The following is a 19,258-nucleotide window of genomic DNA, read 5'->3' on the forward strand; positions in this document are numbered from 1 at the left end:
GCAGGTTGAAGCACCTATGGCAGGTATCTCTGGTTCCGCCTTACCCGGGGGTGTATCCACCGCGAAAACGCAGGGCGGTCTTATCGTCACGGGGTTATGCAAGTCATTCGGCAAAACCCGTGCGAATGACGATATTAGTGTGCGGCTTATACCCGGGGAGGTAACGGCGCTGATCGGTCACAACGGTGCTGGGAAAACGACGTTTCTTAACCAAATTGTGGGGCTGACCAGGCCGGATGCGGGGAGCATCATGTACGACGGCACCGACCTCATTGCCCACCCGGCGCAAGCCCGGCAGATATGCGCGATCATGCCGCAGGTCGCATCGTCCCTGGAGGGAGTGACCCCGCGCCAGGCGATTGCGACGGCGGTTCGTATTCGTGGGTTGAAGTCGAAGCAGGCACAACGGGCGGTTCAGGAAACTCTCGATACTCTCGATTTAGGGGATTGGGCGGATAGGCCGGGGCATAAGCTCTCGGGCGGGATCAAGCGCTTGACCTCATTCGGTATGGCGGTCACCGCGCCCGCTCCCATCTATCTCTTCGACGAGCCCACGAACGATGTTGATCCGGTACGCCGCGAGCTGCTGTGGAGGATGGTGCGAAGGCGAGCTAAGCAGGGTGCCACGGTGCTGATCGTGACCCACAACCTCCTAGAAGTAGAGCGCCATGCCGATAGGTACCTGCTGTTTAATAAGGGGCGACTAGTCCGTGATGAACCGATAAGTGCGCTGGGTTTGGCGGAAGCAAAAAGTACGCTCTCGATTACGGCTACCCCGGAATTCCTTCAAGAACTTCGCAGCGTGCTAGATGCAAAAACATCATCCCCACTAGGAAATATGCCAGATACGGAATATATCGAAAAGCGTATAGAAGGCGATTCTTCCGTCCCTCGGGAGTTTACCGTAACCCTAAGTACCGATGCGCTTGAGCTAGCCTTACCCCATGTGCTTTCAGGAATTCGTGCGGGATGCGTCGAAAGCTACCGCATAGGCTCGGCATCTTTGGCCGATAACTATGAGGAGATGATTAACCATGACTAGCACCCTCGTTCCCTCACGAATTTCGACGGTACGTGCCACGGTCGAGCTAATCCGTTGGTCGCTGATTCGTAACGCCATCAATGCGCCGCTTTTTGCGGTAGTGCAGGTCCTATTAGCGTTTGCACTTCTTTACGGCGTGTCTTTCTTCATGCCGCATCTTGACCGAAACTCTGCAGAATATCTGGCGTCCGGCGCGGTAACGGTGAACTTCATTTCTATGGGGTGTGTAATAGCTCCCCAGTTTATCGCTACCGCTAAGACGAACGGTATGTTCGACTATCAGCGGTCCCTTCCGGTGCCGCGTCTAGCGATTCTGGCGGCAGATGTACTCGTTTGGGCGGTTCTCGCTCTTCCCGGCATTATTGCGGGCGGTGTAGCCGCGAAGCTCAAATTTGGTTTTGATGTGAACCTGAATATCGGCGCTATTGCCGTTGTGTTCGCGCTTCAAGTTGTTATGGCGGTGTTAGGGTTTATGCTTGCGTACTGGGTTCCAGCGTCACTTCTGACTATCGTGACGCAGTCTATTACCTTCATGGTTTTGCTGTTTGCGCCGATTAACTACCCGCCCGAGCGGATGCCCGACTGGTACGTGCACATTCAGCAGTTCCTGCCGTTCGTGCCTGCGGCAAACCTTGTGCGAGCCACCCTCTTCGACATCGGCCAGATACAGATCCTAGACGTAATAGTCGTCGGTTTTTGGGGTCTTCTGGGATGCGCATCCGCACTATGGGCCCTTGCCCGCAGGGACTAGGCCTTTCAGGGTCTCATCTGTATAAAAAGAAGAGCCTTGATCCTGAATAAAGCATTGGAAATATCCTCTGTATTCACGATCAAGGCTCTTTTTATTATCACCCCACGGAAGGGGTGAAAGGACACGGCGTCTACAGCCGATAGAAGCCTTCCACCGCGCGGGTCAGGTATGCCATATCGTGAACATGGCACATTTCGCGCATCGAGTGCATCGACAGTAGTCCGATCCCCACGTCAATGGTGCGCATCCCCAGCCGGGTAGCGGTGATAGGCCCGATCGTGGAACCGCAGGGCATATTGTTATTCGACACGAACTCCTGGTAAGGAACGTCCGCCGCCTTGCACGCCGCCGCAAAAATACCGGCACCCACCGCATCGGTTGCATACCGCTGATTCGCGTTGATCTTCAGCAGCGGGCCAGCACCGGGAAGCGGGCGCACCGTTGGATCGTGATGCCCCTGGTAGTTCGGGTTCACCAGATGCCCGGCATCCGCCGAAAGGCACACCGAATCGGCGAGCGAGCGGCGGTACTCATCCTGGCTCTCCCCGCGAGCCTGCGAGAGCCGCACCAGCACATCCTCTAAGAACGGACCGGCGGCGCCGCTGCGGGTTTCAGAACCGATCTCTTCGTGATCGAATCCCGCAAGCATCACGGTATGCGCCGAGTCTTCGTCAGCATTCTCAGCGACATAGCGCTCTAAGGCGCACAATCCGGCATGAACCGACGAGAGATTATCCAACCTGCCCGAGGCGAAAAACTCTCCATCTCGCCCGAAACGGCGGGGTTCCTGCGCATCCGCAAAGAGCACATCGTAACCGACGATCTGCTCCGGATCGACCGAACCGCCCTCGTCGATGGTCTGCTGTGCCAAATAGGCGAGCACATCGTTCTCGGTATCATCCACACCCCAAATGGGGTACATATTGAACTGTTTATCGAGGGTCAGCTCATTACGTTTATGGTCCAGATGAGGGGCAAGCTGCGGCACACGCGCCAACGGCCCAGTCACCACATAGCGATCCTGAAGGGTGCCGTCTTCCCGAAGTACCGTCAGGCGCCCGGCGGCGCGCAGCTCACGATCCAAAAAGGAATTAAGCAGTGCGCCACCGTAATTTTCGACGCCCATCTGATGCCATCCTGCCGCTGTCACCGACGAACTCGGCTTGAGCTTAAGCGACGGCGAATCCGTATGCGCACCCAGCACCCGGTAACCGCTCGCTTTCTGCGCCCGCCGACCGCCAGCCCAAGCGATGATCGCGCCGTCACGCATCACGAAATGCCTGCCGACGGCAGCCTCATTCTGCCACGGCTCGGTTTCGTTCAGCTCGGTAAACCCCGCCGCCTGCAGGCGCCGCGCCACGGTTCGCGCCGCCAGATATGAGACGGGCGAATCGCAGACGAACTGGGCGAGATCTTCGATATTTTTGACGGCATCAACGGTCATACTATGCGCCTACTTCTTGGGTTTGGGAATGACGGGGAACGCTGAGGTCCACGGTGAAGCGTCGGTTGATCCCTGCTTATGCGATTGTGCGGCTTCCGGCGAGATTTTCGGAATCGGAGCGGTAGCCCAGGGAACCTCTGAGGTGTTCTGGGATGCCTCCTGTTGAGCCCGCGAGGTTTGCGAGGCTGCAGCCGAACCGTCCGCAGCCGCATTCTTAGCGGATGTGCCCTGCCCGCTTTCCTTCTGCCGGGCGGCTTCTTTCTGCTGAGTAGTTTCTTTCTGCTGAGCTAGGGCCTGAGCCTTGGCACGCTCATAGGCTGACAAGGCATTTTGCACGGGAATGCTCATCGTGGATGTATCTGGCGCGTAGTTCTTCGAGGAAGGGCTCTTCGTATCGTCTGCCTGCGCGGCGGATGCGCTAGTGGTTCCCTTCTGCGGCGCGGCTGCAGCCGACGCAGACCCCTGTGCCCCGGAGGCACGCACCGAAGAACCGGCCTGATTCGAGCCCTGCTGAGCCTTCTGCGCGGAGGCGCGTGCAGCTTTCTGCGCCGCATCCAGATCTATGCCTGACGGAGCCTTTTCCGCTGCTGCGGGGGCAACCACTGCAGGCTTGAGCTCGTCGGCGATAGTCCTCGCCTGTGCAGACTGCGCGGGTTTATCGGCGGTCTGCGCTTCTTTCCCGGTCGCGCGGGCGTCGGCAGTATTCGCGGTCGTCGGACGCTCAGACTGTGCTGATTCGTTAGTGTGTACCGGCTTTTGGGGCTGAGCCGATTCATGAGCCTGTGCCGGTTTGGTAGTTTGCGCCGGTTTCTGGTTCTGGGACTGGGCTGACTCATGAGTCGGCGCAGATTCCTTGGCTGGCGCAGGCTTACCGATCGGGGCAGGCTTATTAGCCGACGCCGAACCGTGAGCCGGTGCCGAATGTTCGGGCTGTGCGGGGGCAGAAGCCTTAGCCAGCGAACCATTCTGCTCGCTCTTACGGGCGCCTTCCACAGGCTTCGCGGCGGGTGCCTGTGCTGCCGGTTTCTCCGCGATATTCCGCTCGGGTGCACGATGCTCCTTAGCCGTTTGCGGGCTTGTGGGGGCAGTCGGAGACGCCGATTTTACCGAAGCATTATCCTGTGCGGGCTTGGTGTTCACCGCCGCAGAGGCAGCAGGTTGTACAGGTTGTGATTGTACAGGCGCCTGCGATCCTTGCGGTGCAGAAGCAGAATTATCAGCAGCATTTTTCACGGACATACCGGGCTGTGCAGCCGCGTGCGCAGCGCCCGAAGCCGGTGCTGCGGTGGCTGGCGCATCCGAGGAAGAAACGGGCGCTTCCACGCCCATTGAAGCACCCTCAGCCGAGGAGGCGGCAGCCGCATCCTGCCCCTGGTTCAGAGCGGCTTTCCTCTTTTGCCGGTAGGTGTACATGTACACGAGCCCGGCGAAGGCAAGCTGCAGAATAAGGGCCTGCACAAAGTCAAGCGGCTGTTCCTCACGAACCGCACCAAAGGGATCCTCCAAACCCAGCAGCCCAAAGATAAAAATCGAAACATTATTCGCAATATGCAGACCGATACCGGCTTCAAGGCCGCCGGTGTACCAGCACAAGAACCCGGCGATCAGAGCCATCGTCAGCACAGAAAGCAGACCCCACAGTCCGTAACCATGAAGCACCATAAAGATAGGCGCTGGAATAATAATTGCCCAAACGGGGTTCTTCAGCCACCGGCCCACGGTCTGCATGAGATAACCGCGGAAGAGCAGTTCCTCGGCGTAGCACTGGAACGGAACTATTAGCAGAATAAGCACAATGTACAGCCAGAACATGCCGGAATTCAGCGGATGCACGCTGTTCTGCGTGGTCAAAGAACCATCCAGAGTCGCAAACCCTACATAGTAAAGACCGAAAATGAGGAACCCAAAGCCTAGGAAAACACCTAAATAGGACCACCGCATGCGGCCCGCAATGGAGTGAATCAGCCCTAAGGGTTTGAAGTTGGTAATCAGGCGCGCAATGAAAATCGCCGGAATCACCGGAATGATGGTAATAAGAAGCGCAATAAAAACAAGCGGGGTCTTAAAAACGTTCGCGTAAATACGCTGCAGATCGGTCAGGTAATCGTAAGGGACGCGCAGCATCACGGCGAATGCCAGCAGCGCAAAGCTCACAATCAGCAGGAGCACAAAATAGATGCCGGCAATCAGCAAGCCCTCAAGAACCGGGGTGAACCAACGCGCACGCGGGTTCACATGCGATAACCGGTGGTAGGGCAGCTCGCTGGCGCGTTCCAGAAGTTCCTTACGGGTAAGGCGGTTACTCCTGTAATACTCAGCAGAGGCGAAGGTAGACTCAGCGCCATACCCGTAACTTTCTGCCTGATGCGGGCTCAGCATCGTGGGCATATTTTGGGTATTAGTAACTGCGCCAGGTGGTTGGTTTGTTGGAATGAACTCAGAACCGTGATGTCCGGGTTCCTGCTGGTGATTAGTGCTCATAGTATCCATAATAGAGGGGACCCTCCCCCGAATGTCACACCGGGGCCATCTGTGCGGGTTACCTTACGGTGTAATAATTTACCTGCCTATGAACTTTTCGGGCTTATATTTTATGGGAAATATGCCATAATTTGAGGGTTACCGTAGTTTAAAATTTGAGGCTACTCGTGCCTACGCTTCCGGGTGTTTTTGGCGCCAGTAGTGAAGGAAGGTTCAGATGGCTCTCGTCTTCAATCCGCCCCCAAATTGGCCCAAACCGCCTGCCGGGTGGTCTCCTACCCCGACGTGGCGGCCCGATCCCGCATGGGGTCCTGTTCCCGAAGGTTGGCAGCTGTGGATTGAGGAGCCCGAGCCTGAGAATGAGCAGGCACCCTCGACGGCGGAGTCTTCATCTGCCGCATCGGGCTCTTCTGAGGGTTCTTCCAGTGCGAAGCCCTCGCCATCGTCAAGCTCTGAGCAGAGCGGTGAGTCTGCGCAGGATTCCGCCCCGAAGCAGCGTACTGCGCCTACCATTTCCGAACAGTTTGCCGAGCAGAAAACTTCCCATCAGCAGGCCCCTGAGCAGAAGACTCAGGCGGAGTCTGCCCACGCTCAGGATGCGGCGTCCGGGAGTTCCGAGCCGCGCGATGCCGCGGGTGAGCGTGCGGGCGCATCCGGTTCCGGTGCAGCGGCAGGCTCTTCGACCGAGTCGCAGATGCGTTCCGAGCAGAGCACTTCTGAGGCTCCCGTGAACCGCCAAAGCGCCGCCGCCGAGGCTTCAAAGCCTCAGGTTTCGGAGCCTACCCGCGAGCCCGCTCGTGATGCCCACAGCTCCCCGTCCGCGCCGGAGGCGAACGCACAGCAGCCGGGAGTCGCGCAGGGTTCGGGTGTTTCTTACGATGCGCGAGAACCCCTCAGCGACGCACAGGATTCTCAGGGGTCCGCAGGTTCTGCCTCAGCAGCAGGTGCCGAGCGGCCCGAGGCTGCACGACAGGAGCCTGTATCGTCAGAGTCCGCACAGCAGCAGGTTCCTTCACGCGAGTCGCGCCCCGAGCAGCCTTCGGGTCAGTCTCAGGGTGAGCCTACAGATGCGCGCGCCCAGTCCGATGCGCATGATTCGGCCGATACGCATGGCGCCGAGGCTCAGGCATCTTCCCGACCGGCTACTCCCCCGCGCGGCACTTCCCAGGTTCCTCCCACGCAGCAGCGTTTTGAGGGGCAGTCTCAGGCTCCCGTGAATCAGCAGCAGTCAGGCTTTGCCGCGCAGAGTTCTCAGGAGCAGAACGCTCAGAACCGGGATCAGCAGGCTCAGCCTCAGCAGCCCGCTCAGTCTCAACGCGTTACTCAGACCCAACAGCCCGGGCAATCTCAGCAGCCGCAGTCTTTTGAGGCCCAGCGTCAGCAACAGGATTCTACACAGCGCCAGCAGAGCTTCAATCAGCAGCAGGGCTCTGGCTCTGATCAGCCTCAGCAGGATTTTGCGCAGCGTCAGTCGAGTTCAAACGTTTCGCAGTCTCAGACGCCAGGAAGCGGCTCTCAGCAGCAGGGATTTGCATCGCAGAATTCCCAGCAGAATTTTGGTGCTCAGTCTCAGCAGGCCGCACAGTCACAGCAGGGCTCTGGCGGTCAGGCTCAGCAGAATCGGGCGCCTCAAGCGCAGGGTTCGCAGAACCAGCAGCAGCCTCGCGGGTTCGATGCGCAGGCTCCTCAGCCTTGGCAGAATCAGCCCGGTCAGCAGCAGTTCAGCCAGTCCCGTGAGCAGAATCAGCCTCAGCCGCAGCAGCCCGCACAGTCTCAGCAGGGTCAGCAGCCGCAGTCTTACGAGGCTCAGCGTCAGCAAGAATTTGCACAGCGCCAGCAGCAGGATTCTAAACAGCGCCAGCAGAACTTCAACCAGCAACAGCAGGACTCTGAGCAGCGTCAAGGTTTTGCGCAGCAGAACCAGGGATCCGAGCAGCAGGGCCTAAGCGCCCAGTCCCAGCAGGGATTTGCCGGGCAGAACGCTCAGGAGCGAAACGTTCAGAGCCAGGATCCGCGAACCCAGGGCACCCAAAGCCAGGGCGCTCAGAACCGAGACACCCAGGGTCAGAGTGCCCCGAACCAGAGTTCGCAGGCACAGCAGTCCCAGAGTCGAGAGCAGCAGAGCCAGCAGGGGTTCGCCCAGTCGCAGTCTCAGCAGCAGCAATCCGGCCAGGCGCGACCCGGACAATCCCAACCAGGATATTCTCAGTCCGGTCAGCCTCAGCAGGGTCAGAGTCAGTCCGGTCAGTCGTACCAGGGACAACAGCCTCAGCAGGGGCAGGATCGGTCACGCTCGGGCTTTGGTGCGGGTGCCGCCGCTGGTGCTGTAGCAGGTGCCGCAGCGGGCGCGGAGGCAGCGGTCTCTTCCGGGGCGGGCGCATCCGGCGCTTCGGCTCAGCAGCAGGGTTCTCAGAGCCAGGGCGTGCAGGGTCAGAGCGCGCAGAGTCAGAACGCCCAGCAGGGCCAGAGCTCTCAGTCGGGGCAGAATCAGCAGTACTCAGTGCAGAATGCTTCGAACCAGCAGGGTAACCAGTTCCAGGGGCAGGGTCAGCCCAGCCAATTCCAGGGCTCGCAGTCGCAGCAGAACCAGCCTCAGCAGGGTGAGTACCAGGCCGGTCAATCGCAGCAGTTCCAGCAGCAGAACGGTGCTCAGAATAATAACGTTCAGAACAGCGGTTTTGCTCAGGGTTCGTACAATCAGAACCAGTCGAACCAGAATCAGCAATACTCCGAGTCAAACACCTCGGATGCGCTCAACGGGTTCACTGCGGCGGCAGCATCCGGGTTCAGCGATTCGCCGTATGCAAACGGTCAGACTCCCTTCAACCAGCCCGAGAAGCCGAAGCGCCCGTTCTTTGCGACTCCCGCCGGGTGGAGCGTAATTGCCGGTGCTGTGGCGCTGTTGATTATTATCATTCTGGTGCTGATTTTCACCCTGCCGCGCGGATCTTCCAATGCAGCAGCGTCGGAAAGCCCCGCCGAGTCATCATCGGCAGCCTCAGCATCGTCAGAGAGCTCAGCAAATTCTTCACCCGCCGAGCTGAAGAATGTTGAAGCGAAACTGCCCAGCGGCGACTTCAAGGAGTACAAGGGCAAGGATAAGCAGACCATCGATATCGAGAAGCCCAAGGGCAACGATTCGAAGGCTATCGTCTACTACGAGTTCACCCCCTCCAAAGAGTCCAACTCGCGCCACTCCCTGGAGGGGCGCACGGGGGACGATAAAACTTCCAGCTTCGCTCTTTACACCTCCGCACTGACCAAAGATAAAATCTCGGGCACCCTGTGGATGGACTTGAAGACTTCCAGCCCCACCCGCAAGGTGAATGTCGATAGTGAGGGCGAGTGGCTTATTCGCGTCTACGATGCTTCCTCCGCACCGAAGATTTCTAAGGGCGAGAAGATCAGCGCCGCGTTCAATTCCTACGCCGTGATCTACTCGGGCGGCTCGGGCACCTTGGAGGCTGGCTACGAACGCAGGCCGGTAATGAACCTGCGCGTGATGGATGCGGCCCGCTCGAACGATGTCATCTTGGAATCCAGCACCTCGGAGTTCCAGGGCACCGCGAAGTTTGACGCTTCCGAAGACGTTTACTTAGCGATTAACTCCTTCCAGGGCACCTGGAATGTCGGTATTCGCTAGGTTTTAGTCGATCTTTGGTCTAAACCGAGATAGAGAAGACCCCCGCATCGTCGATCACGATGCGGGGGTCTTCTACGCGGTTCGCAAGGCTATGCCGAGTTCGGGGCGTTTGCTGAATCTGCGGCGGGTTTGACCGAAGCGCTGCGTGCTCTCGGGGTGAGGGCCGCCCACCCCCACAGCAGAACGGTCACAATAAAGAGGCACACGATCGGCGTGCCACCCAGCGCAACACCCGGTGCCGCCAAGAATTCGAGCCCGTTCATATTCCACTGGGTCATGCCGCCGAGCACGCGCGGGGAAATATAGAGTCCAACAACGCCCACCCAGGTCAGGATGCGCGCCACAGTCACCGCAGCGGGCGGCAGGTATGTGAAGAACTCGCCGAATGCATCCACAATAAGCACGAGAACCAGAAGCGGCAGAAGCACGTTATGATGCGACCAGCTGATCGGCGAGAGGCTGACCATGAGGAACCCGGTCACGGCAACCTGGGCAAGAACCTTGTTGCGACGTTCGAGCTGATAGAGAATCGCGGCGGTGAGCGCAACGGAGAGCGCCGCCAGCAGATAGAAACCGAGCTTGGCGGCGGTTCCGTTCAGCCCATAGTGCATAAGCCAGCCCTGAATCGAAATATTATCGACGAAGTTAATATCGCCCACACGCGATGGATCTGAAACTGCGTGGAACCAGTACTGCGGGGCTTCTTGCGGCAGCAGAACAAAGCCGAGGGCAACGGTGGCGAGGAAGGTTGTGCCGAGGGTGATAATGCCCTTCCAGTCGCGGCGCACCAGCAGAATAAGCCCGAACACGAGCGGAGTCAGTTTCAAACCACCAGCAATACCGATGAGTACTCCGCGCGGCACACGGGTTGCCGGGCGCAGAAAATCAGCAAGAATCAGCACCATAATGATGGGGTTAATCTGCATAAGGTCGAAGGTACGCCGCCAGGGTCCGCAGAGCATTACCACTATGGTGAGTGCGGCGATCGTGCCGTAACGCCCGAGCTTATCTTGAAGCGGTAAGGGTCGGCCATGTGCATTGGTGTAGGAGTACATGATGCTGGAGAGCCACCAGGCGGCGGCGGTCGTAATAAGCACCATAATCGCCATACCCACCTTGAGCGGTATGAAGGCTAACGGCAGAAAGACCAGAGCCGCAAAGGGTGGATAGGTGAACGGCAAATCCAGCACGCCGATGCTCACCATAGCGCGCCCATAAAGTTCTTTGTCGAAGCCTTCATTATCGAAAATGGTCATGGCACCCATGCGGTAGATCGAAAAATCCAGACCGCCGTAGGTGTTCACGAAGGCTTCAAAAATATAGCCGCCCACCACCATGAGGATGAGCGCCACTACTGCAAGTTTGCCCAGAACCGGAGTCTGGGCGCGGGATTCAGTCATGGCGTATTAGTACCTGTCTTACTGAGCTGAAGTTCTCGCCCTTTAGTGTAGCGTGGATATTCTGTTCGCCGAAAGATTATATTCCTCTTCGGGCATATACCCAGATGAGAGCCTGTCTTTCTGGGGCGACAGATGCTTACGTTAAGTACATTGCTTGGGGCGCAAGAGGCACGCACCAATCGCTGACGTGCAGCGAATGCAGTTTCTCACCCTATGCGAACAAGCCACCCACGTTATATTCTAAATACAAAATATATACTAGTCAGAAGTCTTTTCCGAAGATTTTTCGGACTCAGGTTTCGTGCTGTCGTGAGTCTTACCCTGAGAACTCTGCCCGGAAGACTCGACACCTTCACGCGGCTTCACCTTCGCCACCAAGTGCGTACCGCGTTGAGTTCGGGCGCGCCGCAGTCCATGACCTGCCGATTTTGCTGCCGCCGAAGATTTCGCCGCGGGTTTTTCATCGGTTTTTACGGAGGCGGTATCGTCGCTGCCTTCGGAGGGCGCATCCTGATCGGAAGACTCGAAGGTTTCGCTATCGTCCTGAACCTTCGCCTTCTTGGGCATCTCGGCGATGCGCACCGCAACCTCTAAGGCAAGCACCGCGAACGACGCATAGTAGACGATAATCGAGGGGTACAGATAAGGATTTTTCTGATTTACCCCCACCATCGTGACGGCGAAAACTGCCAGCTCAAGGACCATCACCACAAGCTGTTTGGCAGATCCGCCCGGATTCCTCATCATCAGGTACAACGCCATCAGCGTAAAGAGAACGGGAAAGAAGATCTGCCCCGCCACCGCCATTCCATCTTGGTCGTAAGCGTAAATAGCGAGCGCTTGCATCACGGCGGCAACGGCGGCGAGAGGGGCGAGAGTCAGATACTTCATAGGGCTATTTTAGCGGTTACCACCTACCGACACCGTACTGTATGACGGCTCACGCAAAGCCAAAATTCGCATGAATCGGGCAATATAATGGAACTATATGCACTGTGACTAAAAGCGATCGAAAGACAACACCGTGAGCAAGAATCCCCATAACCCCACTCCCTCGGGTTCTGACTCAGAAGGATCAACCGGCCGCTATACCGGTCGTGGCGGCGCATCCTCAAAGCCGAGCGCGGCGCAAAGTTCTGCAAGGTCCGGGGCCGATGTTTCGGGTTCCGGCAACGATGGACTCACGATTGGGATGCGCCCCACCGAGCTCCCCGGCGCCTCGCTAACGCCCGAGGAGATTGCTAAGCGCGCCTCCGGTCGGGGTAGTTGGCACCGCCGCGCATCGAAGCCGGTATCGTACTGGATGTTTGGCGTTATTATCGCGATTCTGGTGCATCGCTTTATCCCCAAGGGCGGCTGGCTGATTGTGCATATGGTGACTCTGGGGCTGATTACGAACTCGATTCTGATCTGGAGTCAGCACTTCACCGAAGCGCTCATGAAAATTAAGATCCCTGATTCGGCTCGCGGTATTCAGGTCACACGTATTTTTGCGCTTAACGGCGGTATTGTGCTGCTGATGGCGGGCATGATTCTGCAGGATCTTATGCCGCAGTTCTATCTCCTGACGGTTGTCGGCGCGCTGGCGGTGGGCGCTATGGTCGCCTGGCATGGCTATGCGCTTCTACGCCAGGTCAAACAGGCGCTTCCCTCGCGGTTTGGCGCTACGATTCGTTTCTATATCGCCGCAGCGTTCCTGCTTCCCGTCGGTGCCGTACTGGGTGCGATGACGGCCCTGCCTGGTTTGCGGGGCACGCTACATTCGCAGTTTATGCTTGCGCATGAGGCCGTGAATGTTCTCGGGTTCGTGGGTATTACAGTGGTTGGCACCCTTATTACCTTCTGGCCTACGATGCTGCGCACCAAGATGGTCGAAAACGCTTTGGGAACCAGCGTGCGCGCCCTCATACTGATGTGCGTGGGCGTTGGGGTTACCACGTTCGCTTCACTCTTCGGGATGCGCCCCCTCGCTGGCGCGGGCTTACTCGTGTACTTGCTGGGGCTGCTGATCGTGGCGTGGGTGATGGTGCGAACCCTTCGCACGAAGCGCCCCACCGAGTTCCCGCCAATGTCGGTGGGTGCAGGTTTTATCTGGCTTATTATCGGCGTGGTGTGGACTGCCGGCTTGGTGTTCACTACCCCGTTTGAGGAGCTTCGCATGAGCGAGGTTACCCCCATTTTCGTGGCGGGTTTCCTGCTTCAGGTGCTTCTAGGGGCTATGAGTTACCTGCTTCCCCAGCGTATGGGCGGCGGTCCCGCCGTGGTGCGCGCATCCAATAAGGAGTTCAGTAGGCTTGCCGCCGGGCGCGTGACGGTTGTGAACTTGAGCCTCATTATTTTCATGCTGCCCAATGCGCTTACAGGCTCTTGGGTGAAGGTCGCGGTCTCTGCCGTGGGTGCGCTCGGTCTGGCGTCGTTCCTGCCGTTTATGGTGCGCGGCGTTAAAGCCTCGGTCAATACCCGTAAAGAGATGATGGCGGCGCGGGCGCGCGGCGAGAAGCCTGCCCCTGTCACGGATGTCAAACAGGAACCCGTGAATCATACCCGGCAGACCCTTTTCGGTGCGCTTGCGGTGATTCTGGCGCTGACCTTGGGTATCGCAGCCGATCCCAGCTCGGTAGGCTTCAACTTTATAGGCGGTTCTACGGCGACCGGCACAGGGCAGACCACAACGCTGAAGGTCAAGGCAACCTCGAATTACCGGTTTACGCCCGATACCGCGCAGGTTCCGGTGGGTAACCGCCTGGTGATTGAGGTGACGAACGACGATCAGGGCATGACCCACGACCTCACCTTCGCCAACGGCGCGAAAACCGGAACGCTGAACCCTGGCGAGACGAAGAGTGTGGATGTTGGCGTGGTGACCTCCGACCTTGAGGGCTGGTGCTCGGTGGCCGGGCATCGCCAGCAGGGCATGGTATTTCACGTGAAAACCACCGGCAATAACCTGCAGGCGAACGGACATCACGGGGGTGGTTCCGGCGGTAATAACGGGTCAAATGGCTCGGGCACAAACACGAACCTGCTGACCGCACAGAACGCGAATCTTGATATGCACGCATCCCCCGGCAAGGACCATGAGCGCCGTGACCCGGTGCTGCGTCCCGTGCCTGCGGGCGAGAAACGTGACGGTAAGACCGTGCACAAGATGACCATGGATGTGCAGGAGCTCGACCGCGAAATTGCACCCGGGCTTGATGTGAAGGCGTGGACATTCAACGGTTCGTATATGGGCCCGGTGCTGCACGGTAAGCTGGGCGATGTCTTCGAGATTACCCTGGAAAATAACGGTTCGATGGGGCATTCGCTCGACTTCCACGCGGGCATGGTTTCGCCCGATAACACGATGAAAACCATTGCCCCGGGCGAGAAACTGACCTACCGTTTTGAGGCTACCGGATCTGGTATTTGGCTGTACCACTGCTCGACCGCGCCTATGAGCCTGCATATGGCGGCGGGCATGTACGGTGCCGTAATTATCGACCCGCCGAATCTGGAACCGGTAGATCATGAGTATGTGATGGTTCAGAATGAAACATACCTGACCGATACGGGGCAGACCGCGGCTGACGGCAATAAGCTTGCCGAAGTTTCCTCTGACGGCATTGCGGCGGGCACCCCTTCGCTCACCATGTTCAACGGGCATGCCACCCAGTACGTGAATCAGCCTTTGGAGGTGAAAACCGGCGAGCGCGTGCGCATCTGGCTGCTGGCTGCGGGACCGTCGAAGGGCATGAGTTTCCACGTGGTCGGCTCACAATTTGACACCGTGTATAAGGAAGGCGGCTACCTGCTTCGGGACGGCAGAGATCCGTATGGGGAAACCGGTGGTCACTCGCAGGCCCTCGATTTGGATCCAGCGCAGGGCGGGTTCGTTGAGATGCAGTTCCGCGAACCCGGCACGTACACGTTCGTGAATCACCGGTTCGCCGAAATGGAACGCGGCGCCATGGGGCACATCAAGGTGACAGATAAGTAGTCGGGGCGGCGGGATTATCGCTGTCGCCTACCCACTTTCCCCTACTGTCTTCCCAGACTTTTGTCATGGTTGTGGTCCTTTTCAAAGCACAACCATGACAAAATTCTGAGTTCAGCGTAGGCTAGCTAGCTGCCGAGTCCTTCCACCGGCGACATCCGAGCCGAGCGTGCTGCCGGCAGAGCGGATGCAACCAGCGCCGAAGCAAGACCCACCAGCAGTATCAGCGCCAGACCCAGATACGGCAGATCCGGCACGAACTCCACCTTTTGGTCTGTTGCAGCAAGCACCACCTTCGCGCTCACGCTACCGATAAACACACCCCCGAGGATGCCCAACGCCACCGCACCGAGGGTGATCAGTACCGCCTCCGCCGAAATCATGCGGCGCAGCTGCTTGCGGGAGAGCCCTAACGCACGCAGCATCGCATTCTCGCGGCGACGTTCATTGACCGAGAGAGTCATCGTATTTGCCACGCCGATCACCGAGATCACCACGGCGAGGGCGAGAAGACCCAGGGTAATCCCCAGCATGATCGTCAGAACCTGATCGAGCTGACCGCGCTGTTGTAGACCGCCGGTGAACTCGTTGCCGTCATTAGCCTTATTAAGCTGATCCTGGAGCGCGGAGTTCTCAGTAGCGGTCAGCGGGGATTTAGCGTGTACCAGCACCATAGTCTCCGCCCCGGCTGAAGGATTCATACCCCCTGGGGCAGCGGATGCGCCCCGCTGTTCCTGCGCGGCTGAGCCTTGGGGCTGTTCCCCAGCTTCTCCGGGCTGCTGCGGAGTCAAGGGCTGCGGGTCATCCGGGTTCTGCAGTTTAGCACCGGTGGTTGGGTTCACCACGTACAGATTCGCGATCTTACTGGTCGACTTGATAGGCTTGAGCTCGATCTCTCCTAAGGGTCCGCGTGCCTTCAGACGGGTGGAATCGTCAAAGCCCGCATCTTTATACAGCGATTCAGGCACAAGCACCGTGTTATCTTCAGTCGGGTACTTGCCCTCAGCCGGAATAACCTTGGCGAAGTCTTCCTGGCTGAGCGCCACCATACTCGCGGTGTTACTCATTGACTGGCTGCCGTCTTTCGACGTGATGGTGTACTCTAGGGCACCGGCGGCTGGAGCCACCGCAACGCTTTCGACATTCTTAATCCCCTGCACTTTATCGGCAACCGAATGCGCCTTGGCAAGGCTCTCAGCCCCCGTACCGCCACCGGTCCCGTAGGTTGCCGTCGCCGATACGGGATAGGCACGTTCCATGGACTTCGCCGTCGATGCAGTCATGATGGAGTACCCACTCAGTACTGCAGACACCACGAGCACACCCACCAACACGGCACGCCCGGTTGAAACCGTGCGCTTGGGCGAGCGCAGCGCGTTAGCGACCGCCAGATTCCCGGTCTGAGAGCGAATCACCGAACCAAACACGCGAATCAGCGGCGGCAACAACCACGGCAGGAGCAAGAACACGGCAACGCCCAAAAGCAACGCCGCGACCATGACCAACAGCACCCCAGCGCTGCTTTGTTGCACACCTGCGTCCGGTATGCTGGTCAGACTCAGCGACTGCCACACTGCTGCTGCCCCTACCGCGGCGGCGATCAGACCTAGAATCAGGCCCGCAATGCTCGGCTTCTTCACAGCTTGGGCGGTACCCTCCCCTAATGCGCTGATGGGTGAAATATTTAGGGCGCTACGTGCCGGAGCAAGCGATGCAATAACCGTCACGAGCGTGCAGACCACCACACCCACCATGAACGCCAGCGGGTTATACGAGACCATGAAATCTTTAAACAGCACACCGACGAGCGCTGCGACTGGGTAGACGAGCGCAGCGCCGATAGCGGAGAAAATGACTCCCACCACGAGCGCCTCAACTAAGAGCATGCGCACCAGGGATTTTCCGTGCGCCCCCAGAGTACGCAGTAGCGCCAACTCGCGGATACGTTGACCGACCAGCACCGCGAACGTATTCGAGATAACGAAAGATGAGACCAGCAGAGCAAGCGCCGCGAACGCCCCCAGAATCACACCGATAAAGGCAAAGAATTGTGAGGTTTCTTCTTTGAGATCCTGCAGGTATTCCCCGCCTGACTTCACCACGGGTTCGGTATTCTGATCACCGGTAGCTAGCTTTTTCTGCAGCTCGGTGCGTGCGTGGGCGTCATCGTCGCCTTTGAACTGGACGAACGTCATGCTGGGGTGTGGTAGCTGCGCTGCCTCCATAGATTTCGGGTCAAGTTGCTTTAGCGCCTCATCTGCCGCGTTCTGATAGGAAGTACCACCAAGATAAACGCTATCGTTTGAGAATGAGCCGGAGAATCCGGTGTCGAAAATGCCAGCAATGGTGTATTCCTTGGTGGCACCGGTGTTAGGGTCGGTAATAGCTGCCACAACGTCCGGTGAAGTCACCGTTGAGCCAAGGTGCAGGTTGTGTTTTTCGGCAAATTCTTTTGAGATCAACAGCTCGGTGTCTGTGCCCGGCAGTTTGCCGTCAATGGGGAAGGGGAAGAGCTCGGTGTCGGTGGGAGCCGGTGTATACCGCACCTTTGCTGAGTTTTCTCCGGTGCCAAGTTTACCCTGCCCGTCATATATGACCCAGGTTCGCTGAACCGAAGGGTCGTTGGTGATCGTGCCGAGATTTTCGGGCGTGAGGTAATGGTTTGCCGTGTAATTATTTGGGGCGTTAGTTCCCGCCGAGAGGACCACGTTATCGTCCTCTGAGAGCGCATCTCCTATCGCGGCATCTATAGTTCCCTGTAGCGAGCCGAGGAGCACAATAATGGCGGCAATAAAGAATGAGGCAACCGCTATGCCGATGCCGGTCAGAACGTACTTACCTTTAGAAGCGCGCAGGTTAGAGCGCGCCACCGTATTCAGGTTGGTGGATGTCTTAGATCGTTTAGACATAGTAGACATGCGGCTATTTCCCCTCCTGTTAGATGTGCGGATGCTTTACCCTTCCAGCTGTCCCATCGCCTGCAGCACAGCATCATGCGTAGGATTCAGCATCTCCCCAGCAATCGCACCGTCCTTTAAAAACACCACACGATCAGCATACGAAGCAGCATGCGCATCATGGGTGACCATCAGAATCGTCTGCTTCTGCTCAGTGGCGGCATCCCGCAATAGCCTGAGCACCTCAGCACCCGAATTTGAGTCGAGGTTACCGGTGGGCTCATCAGCAAACACCACCTCCGGACGCGACAGCAGCGCACGTACAATAGCAACACGCTGCTGCTGACCACCTGAAAGCTGCTCGGGACGATGACCCAACCGATCCGACAGACCGAGAGTTTTGACCAGATATTCACGCCAGGCCGGGTCCGGCTTCTTACCCGCCAACCCCAGCGGCAAATCAATATTCTGCCCAGCGGTCAGGGTAGGCACCAGGTTAAACGCCTGGAAGATAAAACCCACGTGCTCACGCCGGAACTCGGTCAGCTGGTTATCCCTCTGCCCATACAGTTCGGTGGTACCAATACGGATGCTGGTCTCTGGAATATGATCGGGAGTATCCAGCGTGGCGAGGGTTTGCATCAGCGTTGATTTACCCGAGCCCGAAGGACCCATAATCGCGGTGAACTTACCCCGCTCAAAATCAATAGTGACATTATTCAGGGCGTGTACAGTTGCCTCACCCCGACCGTAGGTTTTGAACAGGTTTTTGGTGGACACCGCTGGAGTTTCAGTGCTGGCTTCTGTAGTAGTCATGCCCTTAATTGTTGCAGATGCCTACCGCAAAACCCCTACTATTTTATACCTTAAGTTTAGTTTTTTAAAAAATATGTATGCTAATTGCATCTAGCAGAGGGCTGACGGAGATAAAAGTGACGACACACACAAACATGCTCTTTCGTAATATATATGAAGCTTATAATTTCATTTTATCGCCGCGCTCTAGCAATACCAGAACCAACATAGATCTCGGGCCGGTTGCTCAAACCCCTGAGATCTCGAATAGACACTTGCATGCATACTGGGACAGGAATAAGCACTATTCGTATCTATGCTCTATGCTTACGTCAGTAAAAGTGTGTCACATCTCATGGATGTACTATGAGGTGGAAGAGATCAAAAACAGCATGATCAAGCAGTCACAGCAATAGGTCAATGGCGAGCCATACCCCCCCCCTGCCCTATTCTAGTCTGACACAGCGCACGATTCTCGCACCCCAATAACGAGTTAACCGAAAGCCACAAACCCCCTTGTCAGGTTGTACATATGTAAGATAGAGTCGAAACATCGGAAGGATTTGCAATCATATTTGCGAGTCCCCTCCGATATCAGTAGATTTCGATACTAGCAGAAAGGAGAAGGTAATGGATTCCATTAGCCTTATTGCTGAAGTCAGCGACCAGGAGTTAGCAGGGACCGTAGGTGATCAGGCAGGTGGCCTCTTCACCGTTCCCGGGACCACTACCGTCGGTCACTTCTGCACTATCTCTTGGGAGTGCTCCGGTTTTATCTGCGGTAAGTAGGTAACCGGTAAGGTGTTCGAATAACATCTTAAGATGTTAT

Annotated in this window: 11 protein-coding genes; 5 read left to right on the forward strand and 6 right to left on the reverse strand. The window is 57.5% G+C overall.

The features are described 5' to 3' along the window. Nucleotides 1–16: 16 nt before the first annotated feature. The gene (locus HMPREF2554_RS08920; RefSeq protein WP_070554919.1) at nt 17–1,042 is read left to right on the forward strand and encodes an ABC transporter ATP-binding protein; all 1,026 of its coding nucleotides are present in this window, start codon (nt 17–19) and stop codon (nt 1,040–1,042) included. Continuing rightward, on the forward strand, nt 1,035–1,793 hold the full coding sequence (locus tag HMPREF2554_RS08925) for an ABC transporter permease (protein ID WP_070520491.1): 759 nt from the start codon (nt 1,035–1,037) through the stop codon (nt 1,791–1,793). Before HMPREF2554_RS08920 ends, HMPREF2554_RS08925 begins: the two co-directional genes overlap by 8 nt. 130 nt (nt 1,794–1,923) lie before the next feature. Here HMPREF2554_RS08925 and HMPREF2554_RS08930 read toward each other — a convergent pair whose 3' ends face one another. Then, entirely contained in the window at nt 1,924–3,237 is a 1,314-nt protein-coding gene (locus tag HMPREF2554_RS08930) for a M18 family aminopeptidase (protein WP_004006440.1), read from the reverse strand. A gap of 9 nt (nt 3,238–3,246) precedes the next feature. Continuing rightward, nucleotides 3,247–5,718 carry a CPBP family glutamic-type intramembrane protease gene (locus tag HMPREF2554_RS08935; RefSeq protein WP_246826045.1) on the reverse strand — a complete coding sequence of 824 codons (2,472 nt, stop codon included), beginning with the start codon at nt 5,716–5,718 and terminating at the stop codon, nt 3,247–3,249. A gap of 217 nt (nt 5,719–5,935) precedes the next feature. Here HMPREF2554_RS08935 and HMPREF2554_RS08940 point away from each other — a divergent pair, with 217 nt between their 5' ends. Further along, a complete protein-coding gene (locus tag HMPREF2554_RS08940) occupies nt 5,936–9,361 on the forward strand; it encodes a hypothetical protein (RefSeq protein ID WP_070554831.1) in 3,426 nt (1,141 codons plus the stop codon). 89 nt (nt 9,362–9,450) lie between these two features. Here HMPREF2554_RS08940 and HMPREF2554_RS08945 read toward each other — a convergent pair whose 3' ends face one another. Beyond that, entirely contained in the window at nt 9,451–10,761 is a 1,311-nt protein-coding gene (locus HMPREF2554_RS08945) for a glycosyltransferase 87 family protein (protein WP_070554833.1), read from the reverse strand. A 258-nt stretch (nt 10,762–11,019) separates the two neighbouring features. Next, the gene (locus HMPREF2554_RS08950) at nt 11,020–11,652 is read right to left on the reverse strand and encodes a hypothetical protein (RefSeq protein WP_070554835.1); all 633 of its coding nucleotides are present in this window, start codon (nt 11,650–11,652) and stop codon (nt 11,020–11,022) included. A 133-nt stretch (nt 11,653–11,785) separates the two neighbouring features. On the opposite strand from HMPREF2554_RS08950, the gene HMPREF2554_RS08955 reads away from it, so the two are divergent. Continuing rightward, a complete protein-coding gene (locus HMPREF2554_RS08955; RefSeq protein ID WP_083297463.1) occupies nt 11,786–14,740 on the forward strand; it encodes a multicopper oxidase domain-containing protein in 2,955 nt (984 codons plus the stop codon). A 125-nt stretch (nt 14,741–14,865) separates the two neighbouring features. On the opposite strand, the gene HMPREF2554_RS08960 is transcribed toward HMPREF2554_RS08955, so the two are convergent. Next, nucleotides 14,866–17,655 (reverse strand): ABC transporter permease, encoded by a 2,790-nt coding sequence (locus HMPREF2554_RS08960; RefSeq protein ID WP_083297464.1) that lies wholly within the window; start codon nt 17,653–17,655, stop codon nt 14,866–14,868. 36 nt (nt 17,656–17,691) lie between these two features. Beyond that, nucleotides 17,692–18,450, reverse strand: coding sequence for an ABC transporter ATP-binding protein (locus HMPREF2554_RS08965; protein WP_013398312.1), 759 nt, complete (start codon nt 18,448–18,450; stop codon nt 17,692–17,694). Nucleotides 18,451–19,059: 609 nt separating this feature from the next. Between HMPREF2554_RS08965 and HMPREF2554_RS11600 the strand changes: the two genes are divergently transcribed. Then, nucleotides 19,060–19,218: a hypothetical protein gene (locus HMPREF2554_RS11600; RefSeq protein WP_013398310.1), complete on the forward strand. Its 159-nt coding sequence runs from the start codon at nt 19,060–19,062 to the stop codon at nt 19,216–19,218. Nucleotides 19,219–19,258 lie beyond the last annotated feature (40 nt).

Source organism: Rothia sp. HMSC071F11 (assembly GCF_001809115.1).
GTDB classification, from domain to species: Bacteria; Actinomycetota; Actinomycetes; order Actinomycetales; family Micrococcaceae; genus Rothia; species Rothia dentocariosa.